The organism is Lutibacter maritimus, assembly GCF_900116115.1.
GTDB classification, from domain to species: domain Bacteria; phylum Bacteroidota; class Bacteroidia; order Flavobacteriales; family Flavobacteriaceae; genus Lutibacter; species Lutibacter maritimus.
This window is the reverse complement of the sequence record NZ_FOZP01000005.1, coordinates 56,479-72,134: the sequence shown is the minus strand read 5'-3', so window position 1 is coordinate 72,134 and position 15,656 is coordinate 56,479. Positions and strand designations below refer to the sequence as shown.

Annotated in this window: 12 protein-coding genes; 3 read left to right on the top strand and 9 right to left on the bottom strand. The window is 29.3% G+C overall.

Going from position 1 to position 15,656, the window contains the following annotated elements:
- Positions 1 to 7 precede the first annotated feature (7 nt).
- The 5 genes from galK to BM335_RS09085 all read right to left on the bottom strand — a co-directional run bounded on the left by galK (position 8) and on the right by BM335_RS09085 (position 5,933).
- Positions 8 to 1,138 carry a galactokinase gene (galK, locus tag BM335_RS09105; protein WP_090225773.1) on the bottom strand — a complete coding sequence of 377 codons (1,131 nt, stop codon included), beginning with the start codon at positions 1,136 to 1,138 and terminating at the stop codon, positions 8 to 10.
- Positions 1,139 to 1,234: 96 nt separating this feature from the next.
- Complete coding sequence (locus tag BM335_RS09100) at positions 1,235 to 1,705, bottom strand: hypothetical protein (RefSeq protein ID WP_090225770.1); 471 nt, start codon at positions 1,703 to 1,705, stop codon at positions 1,235 to 1,237.
- Between the two features lie 126 nt (positions 1,706 to 1,831).
- A complete protein-coding gene (locus BM335_RS09095) occupies positions 1,832 to 2,347 on the bottom strand; it encodes a PepSY domain-containing protein (RefSeq protein WP_090225767.1) in 516 nt (171 codons plus the stop codon).
- A 19-nt stretch (positions 2,348 to 2,366) separates the two neighbouring features.
- On the bottom strand, positions 2,367 to 5,042 hold the full coding sequence (locus BM335_RS09090; RefSeq protein WP_090225764.1) for a TonB-dependent receptor: 2,676 nt from the start codon (positions 5,040 to 5,042) through the stop codon (positions 2,367 to 2,369).
- Between the two features lie 27 nt (positions 5,043 to 5,069).
- Positions 5,070 to 5,933 carry a GLPGLI family protein gene (locus tag BM335_RS09085; RefSeq protein WP_090225759.1) on the bottom strand — a complete coding sequence of 288 codons (864 nt, stop codon included), beginning with the start codon at positions 5,931 to 5,933 and terminating at the stop codon, positions 5,070 to 5,072.
- 123 nt (positions 5,934 to 6,056) lie between these two features.
- On the opposite strand from BM335_RS09085, the gene BM335_RS09080 reads away from it, so the two are divergent.
- The 3 genes from BM335_RS09080 to BM335_RS09070 all read left to right on the top strand — a co-directional run bounded on the left by BM335_RS09080 (position 6,057) and on the right by BM335_RS09070 (position 8,892).
- Complete coding sequence (locus BM335_RS09080; protein ID WP_090225755.1) at positions 6,057 to 7,529, top strand: sensor histidine kinase; 1,473 nt, start codon at positions 6,057 to 6,059, stop codon at positions 7,527 to 7,529.
- Positions 7,522 to 8,202, top strand: coding sequence for a response regulator transcription factor (locus BM335_RS09075; RefSeq protein WP_090225750.1), 681 nt, complete (start codon positions 7,522 to 7,524; stop codon positions 8,200 to 8,202). The genes BM335_RS09080 and BM335_RS09075 overlap by 8 nt, the downstream gene beginning before the upstream one ends.
- A gap of 75 nt (positions 8,203 to 8,277) precedes the next feature.
- Positions 8,278 to 8,892 carry a deoxynucleoside kinase gene (locus BM335_RS09070; protein ID WP_090225747.1) on the top strand — a complete coding sequence of 205 codons (615 nt, stop codon included), beginning with the start codon at positions 8,278 to 8,280 and terminating at the stop codon, positions 8,890 to 8,892.
- Between the two features lie 57 nt (positions 8,893 to 8,949).
- Here the strand turns inward: BM335_RS09070 and BM335_RS09065 are convergent, their stop codons facing one another.
- From BM335_RS09065 to BM335_RS09050, 4 genes are all read right to left on the bottom strand, one after another.
- Positions 8,950 to 11,376 (bottom strand): sodium-translocating pyrophosphatase, encoded by a 2,427-nt coding sequence (locus BM335_RS09065; protein ID WP_090225745.1) that lies wholly within the window; start codon positions 11,374 to 11,376, stop codon positions 8,950 to 8,952.
- A gap of 130 nt (positions 11,377 to 11,506) precedes the next feature.
- Positions 11,507 to 12,043, bottom strand: coding sequence for an inorganic diphosphatase (locus BM335_RS09060; protein ID WP_090225742.1), 537 nt, complete (start codon positions 12,041 to 12,043; stop codon positions 11,507 to 11,509).
- Between the two features lie 67 nt (positions 12,044 to 12,110).
- Positions 12,111 to 14,606, bottom strand: a complete 2,496-nt coding sequence (locus BM335_RS09055; RefSeq protein WP_090225739.1) for a DUF5686 family protein — start codon at positions 14,604 to 14,606, stop codon at positions 12,111 to 12,113.
- A 59-nt stretch (positions 14,607 to 14,665) separates the two neighbouring features.
- Positions 14,666 to 15,646 carry a pyruvate dehydrogenase complex E1 component subunit beta gene (locus BM335_RS09050; protein WP_090225737.1) on the bottom strand — a complete coding sequence of 327 codons (981 nt, stop codon included), beginning with the start codon at positions 15,644 to 15,646 and terminating at the stop codon, positions 14,666 to 14,668.
- Between the last annotated feature and the right edge of the window lie 10 nt (positions 15,647 to 15,656).

The following is a 15,656-nucleotide window of genomic DNA, read 5'->3' as shown; positions in this document are numbered from 1 at the left end:
ATTTAGTTTAGTTATTTACAATACTTGTGCCTTCGCTTGGCATTGCCTCGAAAGCTGTTAATTTTATATTGAACTTATTGAAATAAGCTTCTGAAGCTTCTTTTGTGAACTTTTCAATAAAATCTTTGTGTACAATATTAATTGTACAACCACCAAATCCGCCTCCCATTACTCTTGCTCCAATAACTTTATTATAGTTTTTAGAAAAGTTTACCAAGAAATCTAACTCTGGACAACTAACTTCATATAGTTTAGATAAGCCTTCGTGTGTTTTATACATATTTTCTCCTACAACTGTTAATTCATTGTTTTTTAAAGCTTCAACAGTATTTAAAACACGATCTTTTTCATCAACAACGTACAAACATCTGTTAAAAGTTACTGAATCTAAATCATTTTTAAACGTTGCTAACATTTCTGGAGAAACATCTCTTAATGAATTTACTTCTGGATATTTTTTCTGAATTATTTTAACGCCTTGTTCACATTGTTTTCTTCGAACATTATATTCTCCAGATGCTAAATTATGCGAAACATTTGTATTTAACAACAATATTTTATAGGGCTCTATTTGCATAGGAACATAACTATATTCTAAGCTTTGGCAATCTAATAAAATAACATGTTCAGCTTTACTCATAACAGAAGCAAACTGATCCATAATACCACATTTAGTGCCTACGTAATTATGTTCAGCACGTTGACCAATTTTAACTAAAGTTATTTTTGAAAGTTTTAAATTAAAAAGTTCATTTAAGCCATAAGCTAAACCGCATTCAAGCGCTGCAGAAGAACTAATACCTGAACCAACAGGAATATTGCTATCTAAAATACAATCAAAGCCTTCTAACTTATCTGATAGTTGTTGAATTTCGAAAATAACTCCTAAAATGTAGTTTTCCCATTGTTGGTTGCTTGGTTTTACATTTTTTAAATCAAACGAAAAACTTGTTTTAAAATTTGCACTGTAAACATTACATATATTTGAAGAATCATTTTTTCTGAATTTAAATCTAATTTTTTTATCAATAGCTGTTGGTAATACAAATCCATTATTATAATCGGTATGTTCGCCTATAATATTAATTCTTCCTGGAGAGTCAATTTCTAAATCGTAAATTTCATTTTCAAAATTCATCTATTTTAAATTATTAAGTGTTAATTTTACATTTATTTTTAAAGCAGCTAACTTACTAAATATTTTGAACATACGTATATTGTAAAACAAGATATTTTAGTCTGTTTTAATAAATTTTAAATTTACTAACTTATATTTCTTATCATTTTTAGTAGCCTTTTTATTGCTAAAAATAAATTGTTGCTCTGTGAATTCTTTAAAAGTTAAATTATCAGTATCAATATAATCTACAAATTGATATCCATTATTAGTGTTATTATTAAAAAGCACAGCAAAATAATATGTAACGCCACCACCTTCTACAGGAACTGCATTAAACTCCATTAAAACATCAATAAAATTATCTGCGTTATAATCAAACTTATGCAAGCCAGTAATTTCATTTAATTTAAAAATCCAATCACCTTTAATGCCTTGATGCTTAATTTCTTTATCGAAAAAAGAATTAAATACAGTAAAGATATCTGAATTTGCTGAATCACTTTTTATAATTTTATTTTGTCCAAATGAAATGATATAATTAAAAATTAAAAAAAATAAAAGTAACTTTTTTAGAAATTTTGGCATTGTAAATATTTGCCATCAAAAATAATTGATTTCGCTTTTTAAAAATAAAAAACCAGCATTTTTTTTAGTATTGCTGGCTTATTTATTTACATTATGAATAATATTTATTTTTGGGTAAATTACTCTTTAAACGAAAAGTAGAATCAGTGTTAAAATTATACCGCCTAATGTGTAATACAACCCTTTTTTAAAAGTTTTGGTTTTTGGTAAAAACATCCAAAACGAAGAAATTGCAAAAAACAACAGCGAAACTCCAAAGAAAATATTTAACCAATACAATGGTTCATTTGTTGTGGCTTTGTGTAAGCGTGTCATTTTATCCAACACAACTGGTAATTTTTTTGATGTAAATTTTGCTGCACCAGTTTGCGTATTATAGCTGCCATTTTTAAAATAATAAATACTATTTTCTGCTTTTACTAATTCAATATCTTTAATTTTTAAAGCTTTTCCAACTTCATTTATGGTTAAAGATGGTTGTAACTTTTTATTTTCAAGATTCTCAGTTTTTAAAAAATCTGTTGTTCTAAAAATGAGTAAAACTCCGCTTAATGCATAAACTGTCATTATTCCTGCAAGGAAAAAACCCAAATATCTGTGCACAATTCTCACATAAAATTGGGTTGATTTTTTATTTTTCATAAATTATAATATGGCTGTTTTATAAATTATATTTTACCGAAAGTAAATATAAACGTGGTTGTACAAAATACACCGATGTTGCGTTGCTATCGGAAATTTCGTTATAACTATCGGTATTTATTGATTTGTTATTTGTTAAGTTACTAGCAGATAATTTAAATTCCCATTTACTATCTTTTTGCTGATAATATAAATTAGCATTTAAAAACGAATACGTGTTTTTGGTTTTGCTATTGGAGTTTTCAAACGTGTTTTTGTAATTGTAATAACTATAATCTGACGTAAAAATGAAGCTCTTTAAAAATGAGATTTCAATATTTGCAAAAGGTCTGTCTGTTTCACTATTAGAGTTGGTGTAATTGTTAAACGATTTTTCGTAACCAATTTCAAAATTAGGTGCATTCTTAAATTTTGTTGCAACACTACCTTGATAACTTTGTGAAACTGATTTTGATTTAATTTCTTCATCATTCACAATATTATTAAACGTAGAGTTTGAAACATTTGCCGTTAAATTAGTTTTTAATCGACTGTATGTTTTTCCATATCTAAAGTATGCAGACATAGTTTCATCGGCTAAATTAGAATTTACTGGATACGAAATTCTATCAATTCCAACCAATTGTGTATTATTTTTTACGCCATTTTCTTTTTTAGTATAATTAACAGAAGCATTTATATTGGTAAAAGAAAACATACTAAAGCTAAAATAACTTAAAGAATATTTATGATACAAAGCATTTTCTAATTCTCTGTTTCCTTTTGTTAACGATTTATAATTAGATAAAATGTAACCTTCATTAATATTATCTACATCCGAAAACTGTGTTGACATTGCGTAATTAAAACGTAAACTTTCTGATGATTTAAACTGTAAATTGGCATAAACATCTGGCAATAATTTGGTAAAATTATTTTTATTTTCAGTTCCTAATTGCGTGTCTTTTGTTGCATATTGATGAATACTTACCCCAGGATTAAAAGTGAAAATACCTGAAACCATTTTGTAATGAACTCCTAAAAATATATCTGAAAAATTAAAATCTACATCATTATTTAGCGCAACATCATTAAAATCTAATACTGTTTCATTATCTAAATTTTGAGAAATATGCGAAGTTAGATTTTGCTTACTTAATGTGGTTCCTAAAGAAATATTAATGTTGCTTTTTGGTGTTAACAAATAATAATAGTCAAATTTAGCATCTAACTTATTGGTGCTTGTTTTTTTATTTTGAAGAATATCAAAAATACTTTCTGCATCTGAAGTAGGAATAATAACAAAAGGTTGTGTTGTTGCCAATGAGTTGTACAAAGGCTTATCCTTTTGATATAAATGCTGCATTTCTGCCGAGAAAATATTTTTATCATCAATAGTATAATACAAATTAAAATTTTGATTTAAAGAAAATGGTTTTTCTTCTTTATAGGTATCTGCATTTCTACTTGTTGATGTTACATCTTGCCATTCAGTTTGTTCAGAAATTTTCCCAAAAATATCATAATCTATATGCACATTCGTGTTTGGCTTGTATGTAGCACTAAATTTTAGCATTCCTAATTTACTTCCTTGAACTCCCTTATTATCAGACACTTCTGTTAAATTAAGTTTATTATAAATAGTATTAGATTCTGTAAACATATTTGTTTTAGAATCGTTTACAATAGCAAAACCATTAAAATCGAGTGTTTTTTTAGGAGCAAAACCAAAATTAATTGCTCCAAATTTTGAAGTTATTTCTTGCGCTTTATTATTTTGTGCAGTCATAAATCCTAAACCACCTGATGATACATTAAAGCTTGTTCCACTACCTTGCATTGCACCACGCAAACCTCCTGTAAATCTAAAATAGTCGCGCATTGTAAAAGGAGCTTCACCAATATTATTAACATCTGCTAAAATATTAATGCTTTTTTCTGGACTGTAATAGAATAATTTAGGTTTTGCAGCATACTTTTCATTATCGCCAACACCTGCATTTATTTCACCGAACCAAAAACGTTTTTTACCAGCTTTTAATTTAATATTTATGGCAATATTATCCTCATTATTAGTAACGCCTTTCATTCCAGAAACTTCGTTATAGTTTTTTAGTACCTGAATTTTATCAATAGCACTTGCAGGAATATTTTGTGTTGCCACTTTAGAATCGCCATCAAAAAATTCTTTTCCTTCAACTAAAACTTTCTGAACTTTTTTTCCTTCAACTTCTACTTCACCATTATCGTCAATCTCTACTCCCGGCAATTTTTTAAGCACATCTTCTAATTTTTTTTCGGTTCCGTTAGTAAAAGAATCGGAATTATAAACAATGGTATCACCTACAATTTTTACAGGCATCTCATAGGTTATTTCAACCTGATTTAAAGATTCATTGGCTTCTTCTAAAGTAATATTTTCTATTCTATCTTTAGATTGTGGGCTAATTGAAATTTCTACATTTTTTGTGTTATATCCCAAATAGCTTACTTTTAAAGTGTACGATTCTCCATCTTCAAGAGCTAATTTATAATTTCCTTTAGAATCTGTAATTGAGTACGATTGTAAAAAATTTGTTCCTTTTTTAAAAGCAATTACATTGGCCATTTCTAAAGGATTACCGTCTGAATCTTTTACAATTCCTTCAAGTTTTACATTTTGAGAAATAACAAAGAAAGGTAACAGTGCAATTAATAATATTGCTATATTTTTCATTAATTTAAACTTTATCTCTTTAAAAAATTAACCTCTAACTCTAAAATGACCTTCGTTTCCACCTTTTTGACGCTCATTTTGCATACGTTCACGCATCTCTTGCATTTTTTCTTTTATAATGGTATCATATTCTTCTTGCGTTACAACTTTCCCTTTTGTTGGTTCACTAATTTCGCTTTTTTCTTTTGGGTTCATTACTATTTTTGTACACAAAATATTAGTTTCGCCATAACTAATTTCTAAAATTAAACCTGGCAAACCCCAATATTCTCCTGGCCCATGACTAACAGGAATATCTAATGTATACCAAGCTGTTACAATTACTGCTTCCATTTTTGGCTCTTCTGGCTCTTTTTCTTCCTCTTTTCTATCTTCTGGTCTTCTAAAATTAAAAGACGTATTTCTTTTTGGCATTTCAACAACAGTTGTAGCTTTAAAACACATATTTTGACCAATCATTTTAGTTTCTTGTTCCATTTTCCAATCATACGTTACCAAATTATCTTTAATTAAAAAGTTTTTACCGCTAAATTCATTTTCTTTAGTAGATGTTTTAGTTTGTGTATTTTTATAATAATCGCCTGTAGCTCCACCACCCATCACCATAAAACGCATTCCGCCTCCTGGTCCACCTGCTTGATCTAGTTTTTGTTCTTCTTTATAAATTGATGCGGTTTTATCAAAAGTTAAAACATAGGTTTTTTCTAACATACTTTTCATTCGTTCTTCAATCATTTTAATTCTATCTGCAGGAATACCAGAACCAGCTAAATCCATAGACATTTTAGTTTTAGTTTGATAAACTGCCATTCCCTGAAAGTTTTGAGCATTTATAGCTGTTACAAAAAGTATTGTAAATACACTGAAATATTTTAAAATGTAATTTTTCATTTTTGATTTATTATAATTATTTTCAATACAAATATATTATGTAAAACAACACCAATCAGTTAAAGAGTGTTAACTATTGTTAACCAGTTAGAATAATACAAATTATGTACTTAACTTTGATATATGAATAAGGGAAATTATAAATTGGTTGTGTTTTTTATTGCACTCACTATAATTATTACAATTATGGTGCAAGTGTATTGGAATTACAGAGAATATGAAATAAATAAACAAAATTTAATAAGTAAAGTACAACTTAGTTTAGACAATTCTGTTGAAGCTTATTTTGCCAATTTAACAAAGTCTGGTATTATAACGTACACCTCTACAGAGGCTGGAAAATCAAAAGAAATTACCGACACTATTGTTGTAAAAAACAGTTCGCGTTGGGATTTAAGAAAAAAAGTGGATAGCACATTGCAAAATATTGCGAAACAAGAAAATAAAAAACCACTTTTAATAAAAAGCCCAAATGATGGATCTTTTCCGTTTGTAACCTATAACAGAAGTGCAATTCCTAAAAATATTGACAGTCTAATTTCAAAAGTATTTATTTCTATCACAAGAGACACTTTAAATTTAAGTAAACTCGATTCTTATATAAGCAAAGAGTTTAACCGTAATAAAATTGAGGTTAGTTATGCTTTAAAGTATACTTACAAACAACGTGTTTTTGAAGATAGTTTAATTGAAAAAACGTCGGGTTATAATTTAGAACATTTTCCGAAAAAGCACCTTATAACAGCTTCAAAATCAACTTTTTTACCACATCATAGTAATTTAGAATTGTTGTTTACAAATGAAACCACCCTTTTACTAAGAAACTCATTTATAAGCATTCTACTTTCATTATTACTTTCAGCAAGTATTATCGCCAGTCTAATTTATTTGTTAAAAACCATTTACAAACAAAAGCAATTGGCAGAAGTGAAAAACGATTTAATTAACAATATTACTCACGAATTTAAAACGCCAATTGCAACTATATCAACAGCATTAGAAGCTTTAAAAAACTTTAATGCTTTAAATGATAAAACAAAATCTGAGAAATATATTGGAATGGCAAATTCTCAAGTTGGAAAGCTTAACTTAATGGTTGAAAAAATTTTAGAAACAGCAGCTTTAAATCATGAATCACTTACGCTCACAAAAGAGCCAACCAACGTTACTAAAATTATAGAAACTACTATTGAAAAATATAAATTAATAAATAATGAAAAAACTTTCAAATTTGTAAATAACACTACAAATTTAGTTTTAAATTTAGATGTTTTTCATTTTGAAAATGCTATTGGAAATATAATTGATAACGCAATTAAATATGGTGGAAATACAATTACCGTTGAATTGGAAACGTTAAAAAATAAATGTTTCATTTTTATTAAAGATAATGGTAACGGTATTCATAAAGCTCAAAAAGATAAAGTTTTTGAACAATTTTACAGAATATCAACTGGTAATACCCACAATGTAAAAGGTTTTGGAATTGGTTTATATTATACCAAAAAAATAATTGAAAAACACAACGGTGAAGTACAAATAGTTTACGATAAAAATAATAATACGCTATTTAAAATAACACTACCAAATGAGTAATACTGTAAAAATATTATTGGCCGAAGATGAACCTTCATTGGGGCAAATTATTAAAGAAAGTTTAGAAACTCGAAACTTTGAAGTATTGTTATGTGTAAATGGTGAAGAAGCCTATAAAGTTTACAAACAAGAAAATCCATTATTACTTGTTTTAGATGTAATGATGCCAAAAAAAGATGGATTTACATTAGCCAAAGAAATACGGCAAGAAAATCCAACTATTCCAATTATATTTTTAACGGCTAAATCTCAAACTGAAGATGTAGTTCAAGGTTTTAATCTTGGCGGTAATGATTATTTAAAGAAACCTTTTAGCATGGAAGAGTTAATTGTACGTATTAATGCCTTGTTAAAACGCGGTCAAAATGAAATATCTTCTGAAATTATTCCATTGGGCGAATATGTTTTTAATTTAAAAAAACAAACATTAACTTTCCATAACACCACCGAAAATTTAACGCACAGAGAAGCTAACTTACTTTATTATTTAATAAAAAATAAAAATCAAGTATTAGAGCGTTCTTTTATACTAAAAAAATTATGGGGTGATGACGACTTTTTTAATGCACGCAGTATGGATGTGTTTATAACTAAACTTCGAAAAAAATTAAAAAGCGATCCTGCTATACAAATTATAAACGTGCGAGGATTCGGATACAAACTGATTTATTAATCCGTTAAAATTGTATTGCTAATTCACAAAAAAAATAAGTATTTTAGCGTTTTCATTATCACTAAAATCTAAAATATGCACGTAGCTATTGCCGGCAATATTGGAGCAGGTAAAACCACCTTAACCAAACTTTTAGCCAAACATTACAAATGGGAACCACATTATGAATCTGTTGAAGGTAATCCATATTTAGATGACTTTTATAGTGAAATGGAGCGTTGGTCATTTAATTTACAAGTATATTTTTTAAATAGTCGCTTTCGCCAAATATTAGAAATCAGAGAAAGTGGTAAAAATATTATTCAAGATAGAACTATTTATGAAGATGCCCGAATTTTTGCACCAAACTTACATGCAATGGGTTTAATGCCAAATAGAGATTACACAAATTACGAATCTTTATTTGAATTAATGGAACGATTGGTTTCACCACCAGATTTACTTATTTATTTAAGAGCCTCAATTTCTACCTTAGTTGGCCAAATTCATAAAAGAGGAAGAGATTATGAAAACTCTATAAGTATTGATTATTTAAGCAGATTAAATGAACGCTACGAAGCTTGGATTACTAAATATGATAAAGGTAATTTATTAATTATTGAAGTTGACAATTTAGATTTTGTTGAAAATCAAGAGGATTTAGGTAAAATTATTGATAAAATAGATGCCCAAATAAACGGATTATTTTAGCAAAAAAGCATAAAAAAGCCCACTAATTAGTGGGCTTTTTTTATGTGTAAAGGTTTTTTATTGATTTCCTTCAATAACCTCTTTTACTATAATTTTTTTAGCATCAGTTTTAGCTTCTACATTTTTTAAAGCATCAATTTGTGCTCTTACTTCAGTTTCTGTTCCTGTAAAAACTTTCTCTTCAATAACTGTTTCGCCATTTTCAGTAGTTTCAGTAATTACCGTTGCAGTTACAGTTCCATCTTCATTTGTTTTCATTTCAACATTTACTGCTTTTGAAATTTGATTTGTAACAACTTCTGTAGCAACTTTTTCTTTACTATATTCATCAATATCCGTTTTTTCTAAAGCAATACTTGGCGCAATTACTAAAGCTACAACCGACATTAATTTTAATAAAATATTTAACGATGGTCCTGAAGTATCTTTAAACGGATCACCAACAGTATCTCCAACTACAGCCGCTTTATGAGCATCCGTACCTTTTCTACCTTGCTCTTCAATCATTTTTTTAGCATTATCCCAAGCTCCACCAGCGTTAGATTGAAAAATTGCCATTAACACTCCCGATGTTGTTACACCTGCCAATAAACCACCTAACATTTGAGGACCTCCAATTCCAATAAATTTACCTCCAAAACCAACAACTACTGGTACAATTAAAGCTAATAAACCTGGAAAAATCATTTCTTTAATTGATGCATGTGTAGAAATTTCAACACATTTACTGTAATCAGCATAACCATCTGCAGCATCAAATATTTTTCTATCTTCATCAGTTGCTTTTGACATATCTGAATCATATTTACGCATTACTTTTAAAGCTGCCGTTAGTTGAGGAATATCTCTAAATTGACGACGAACCTCTTCAATCATTGCCATGGCAGCTCTTCCAACTGCATTCATAGATAAGGCAGAAAATACAAAAGGTAACATACCTCCTATTAATAAACCAGCCATAATATCGGGCTTTGAAACATCAATTGAAGTTACATTGGCTGTTTTCATAAATGCAGCAAATAAAGCCAATGCTGTTAAAGCAGCAGAAGCAATTGCAAATCCTTTTCCAATAGCTGCAGTTGTATTTCCAACAGCATCTAATTTATCTGTACGCTCACGCACTTCTTTTGGTAATTCTGCCATTTCAGCAATACCTCCAGCATTATCTGAAATTGGCCCATAAGCATCAACAGCCAATTGAATACCTGTATTTGCTAACATACCCACAGCAGCAATAGCAATTCCATAAAGTCCTGCAAAATGATGAGAAACCATAATTGCTATAGCTATTATTACTATTGGAATTGCTGTTGACATCATACCAACTCCTAAACCTGCAATAATATTAGTAGCTGATCCTGTTTCAGATTGTTTTACTATTGAAGTTACTGGTTTAGTTCCTGTTCCTGTATAATATTCTGTTATTTTTCCAACTCCAAAACCTGCAATTAATCCAGCAAGCGTTGCAAAAAATACTCCCATTGCTCCTGAAGGTAATCCTTCAACTGTCTCAGGAATCATTGCTGTAATTATAAAATAAGAGGCTATTATCATTAATGAACCTGAACCAAATTCACCTAAATTTAATGCTTTATGAGGACTTCCACCATCTTTAACTCTAACAAATAAAGTTCCTATAATAGACATTACAATTCCAACAGCAGCAAGTACTAAAGGTAAATAAACAGCCCCTAAGCCATTAAAATTTGGAGTAATAATTAATGCTCCTAATACCATTGTACCAATAATTGAACCTACATACGATTCAAATAAATCTGCTCCCATACCAGCAACATCTCCAACATTATCTCCAACATTATCTGCAATAGTTGCAGGATTTAAAGGATGATCTTCAGGTATACCCGCTTCAACTTTACCAACTAAATCGGCACCAACATCGGCAGCTTTTGTATAAATACCACCACCAACACGTGCAAACAATGCAATTGATGATGCGCCTAACGAAAAACCAGAAAGTACGTTTAGTACTGTTGGAATATTTTCAGCTCCTGGCCATAGATATTGATAAAGCATAAATAAACTACTCAATCCTAAAACACCTAGACCGACAACTCCTAGTCCCATAACAGAGCCTCCTGCAAAAGCAACTTCTAGTGCTTTTCCTAATGAAGTTCTTGCAGCTTGTGTGGTTCTAACATTGGCTTTAGTTGCTACGCGCATTCCTATAAAACCAGCCAAAGCTGAACAAATTGCTCCAACTATAAATGAAACGGCAACCATACCGTGAGAACCTACATCATACGTTCCTTTTAAATATAGTAATATTGAAACAGCTACAACGAAAATTGCTAAAATTTTGTATTCAGCTTTTAAAAAAGACATAGCACCATCTGCAATATTTTTTGCAATACGCGCCATTTTTTCATTCCCTACATCTTGTTTAGAAACCCAGTTGTTTTTTAAAAAAACAAATATGAGCGCTAAAACCCCAAATAAGGGTAAATAATTCACTAATAATTCCATTTGAAAATTGTTAAGATTGTTTTAATTATAATTTTTTTGGTTGGCTAAATGTAGAAAAAAAAGGGTGATAAAAAAAACCACCTTTAATTTTTAAAGATGGTTTAATAAATTCTATAATATATTACTAATACTATATAGTAAAAGTTCTTTTCTTTTTATGTTCGCTTAAATCGTAACGTTCTACTGCTGTTTTAACCAATTCAATAGCTTCATTGACATTTCCCCAACCGCCAACATCTACTTTCTTTTCTTCTAAATCTTTATATACTTGAAAGAAATGTTCAATTTCCTTTACTTGATGTGGATTCATATCTGCAATATCATTTAATTGATTCCAAACAGGATCTGATATTGGTACACAAATAATTTTTTCATCTGGCCCTTTTTCATCTGTCATATGGAAAACACCTATTGGCTTAACTTCCATAACACACATTGGAAATGTTGGTTCACTACCTAAAACCAAAACATCTAATGGATCTTTATCTAATGCAAGAGTTTCAGGAATAAAACCATAATCTCCAGGATACATCATGGATGAAAACAACATTCTATCGAAACGGATTTTGTGTAAAACAAAATCGTACTCATATTTATTTCTACTACCTTTTGGTATTTCAATTAATACATCAAAAGTTACATTGTTTTTTTTAGTTTTCGTACTCATTTTCTTGTTTTTAATTTTAGCAAAAATACAAAATTCATTATGTAATTATTGTAATTTTGGTTGATTTTTAAAAATGGAATCCAAACGCGCCTTTTATAGCAAAGTTATTTGCATTAGGAACATCTCTATAATTTCCTCTCCAGCTAAAATCTAATCTAAAAACTTTAAAAATATTTCCAATACCAACATTATATTCTATGTATGGTTTATTTGGGGCTAGGTAATTAATATTTGATGCGTTTAAAGCCCTGTTTTTATCGGAAATTTCTCCCCAAACACTTTTTACACCTACAATTTCTCGTAAATTTAATTTTCTTAATAATGGAATTCTTGATAAAAACCGACCATTAAAACTATGTTCTACATGGATAGATGCGTAAGTATCTGTAACAAATTCATAATAATCTAATAAAGAATACGTGTTATCAATGGTAAAATATGATTGATTTCCAGGCACAACATTTAACAATCCTAATGGTGCTTCACCAAACGTTTTACCAACTTCAAAAGTTGTAAACATTCTACCAAAACCACCAATTAAAATAGGTTGTTTGTAATAAAACTGAATTTTTTCATAATTAAAATCACTATCAATAACGCCTTTAATTCCGCGAGAATAGTTTAAAAACAATGTTGAATATGTGCTTGAAACTTCATTTCTTTCAACGCCATACCCAATTGTTTTTCTGTTGGGCGTATATTTTATTGAAAAATCAATTTCACTTTGAACTACATCAGACTTTTTAATAGTCTGCGCTTCATCAACCCAATAATCTAAATTAAATGTATCTGGTGATGCAGATTTTAAAGTTCTATATGATGCACCTAACCTTAATTCTAAATTTTGTTTAGGTTCCACAGACATAAATACATTGGATAAATTTATGGAAGTTAATTTACTATTATCTCCTGAAGAAAATAATGAGGATGATGCAAAACTTCTTCCTAAAACATCATTAGTTGTAGTTAAACTAACACCAATTTGTTCAATATCTCTACGGTTTCCTGCTCCAATAGTTAATCTGCTTTTTGGCTCTAACATCCATTTTCCTGAAACACCATATTTAAATTGATTATCTTTTAAACCATAGGCTGTATATGCTTGCAATCGCCAAGGTTCATTCCCTCCTAAAAAGGTTCTTCCTCCTACTCTAATTCGCCAACCTTCAACATCATTTTTTCCGAACGTTGAAAAAATTGGTCCGTAATCAAAATTATTAAATTCAATATAACCCGAACCTAAAATGGAAACCAAATTATACAATCGTTTAAATTTTGGAACGGTTGTTAAAGTATCTAGCATTTTATAAATGCCTAATTCATTTTCGTTTAATTTCTCTTGCCTGTTTAAACTCCAATAATCATTGGTTTTATTATAAATACTTTCTTCGTAAATATTGCTTTCTTTGGCATAAAAATTATCTTCTTTTGGTTTATTAAACTCATAATTTTTATACATAGTTGTACGTTTTCCGTACAAACCTTTTGATTTTTCTTTTTTATTGATACTGAAATCGGACATCATATAATCTCGTTTCAATAAAAATATAGAGTCATTTAAAACATCAAATTCTTGTTCAATATAAATATCTTTTACCCAGTTAATATTGGCACTTTTATTCACTTTCATATTAATATCTTTAATAGCAAAAGTGGTATCATTTACCCAAAAATCTCCTTTAAAAGTTAATTCTCCTTTTCTTCTTGGGTAATAAATTATATTATAACACCATTTATTATCAATAAAAGCACTGTCTGACAACACATAATTATAGGTTGAAACTCCTGCAGTTTTTGAAATTGGGCTTACAAAGCTTTTATCAAAAATTTTAATATAACTATCATACACATTGTATTCTACATATAAATCTTTAATAAATGCAATTACGTTTTGGTTTGAGTTAAAGCCAGAGTTTTTATTGGCAATTAAATCTTCACGAAGTTTTTTCCCACCTTTATTTCTTCCATAAGAATTGTAAACAGATTCGTTTATAAATATTGGTAAAAAGGCTTTTCCAGTAATATTAGAAGTATCAATTTCTTCAAAAATGAATTCCATTCCTTTAAAAAGCTTTTTCTTCATAAAGGTGCTATCTACATTATTCATATCAAATTCAAGTTTTTCATACTTTTCATATTGATATTGGTCGAATAAATAAATTCCATTTTGACGTTTTCTTGCCCAAACTTTTTCTAAAATGGCAATTGCAGGATTTCCTTTTTTCTTAACCTTTCCGGCATAAATAAAAACTTCACCAAGTTGAGCCGCTTCTTCAACTAATACTATTGTTAAGTTAAAATCTCTGCTTTTTATTGGTAGTTTTTTGTTTTGAAACCCTAAAAAAGAAACTTCTATTTGAGTATAATTATTATCAGATTCTAAATAAAATTTTCCGTTCTCATCAGAAACTGTTCCTATAGTTGAACCCCCAAACACAATGTTTGCAAAAGGGATTGACTGATTTTGTTCATCAACTACTACTCCGCTAATTTTTACTTGACCGTAACTGTTTATACAAAACAGTACAATTAAAATAAAAATACTTTTTAACTTATTTCTCATAATAAAAAAACCTTTCAGGAAAAACCTGAAAGGAATTTATAACGCAAATTTTATACCAATTATTTTATGTACATCACATCTTTAACCGCTTTAACAACATCGTTAAAGTTTGGTAACCACTCTTCCAATAAAACTGGAGAATATGGTGCAGGTGTATCTGCAGTTGTAATTCTTCTTATTGGAGCATCTAAATAATCAAATACATTTTCTTGAACTTGGAATGTGATTTCTGAAGAAACACTAGCAAACGGCCAAGCTTCTTCTAAAATAACCAATCTGTTTGTTTTTTTTACTGATGTAAAAATAGCTTCAAAATCCATTGGTCTAACAGTACGCATATCTAAAATTTCAACAGAAATTCCTTCTTTTTCTAAAATTTCAGCAGCAGCATAGGCTTCTTTTATAATTTTACCAAAGGATACAATTGTTACATCTGTACCAACTCTTTTAACATCTGCCACACCAATTGGCACAATATATTCTCCTTCTGGCACTTCACCTTTATCTCCATACATTTGTTCAGATTCCATAAAAATTACTGGATCATCATCTCTAATGGCTGCTTTTAATAATCCTTTTGCATCATATGGGTTTGATGGCACAATAACTTTTAAGCCTGGTGTATTTGCAAACCAGTTTTCAAAAGCTTGAGAGTGCGTTGCCCCTAATTGACCTGCAGAACCAGTTGGCCCTCTAAAAACAATAGGACAATTTAATTGCCCACCAGACATTTGTCTGATTTTAGCTGCATTATTTATAATTTGATCAATCCCTACCAAAGAGAAGTTGAACGTCATAAATTCAACAATTGGTCGGTTACCATTCATTGCAGATCCTACAGCAATACCTGTAAAGCCTAGCTCTGCAATTGGAGAATCAATAACACGTTTTGGCCCAAATTCATCAAGCATTCCTTTAGATGCTTTATATGCACCATTATATTCAGCAACTTCTTCACCAATTAAAAAGATAGATTCATCTCTTCTCATTTCTTCGCTCATTGCTTCGCAAATGGCTTCTCTAAATTGTATAGTCTTCATTTTATATAAA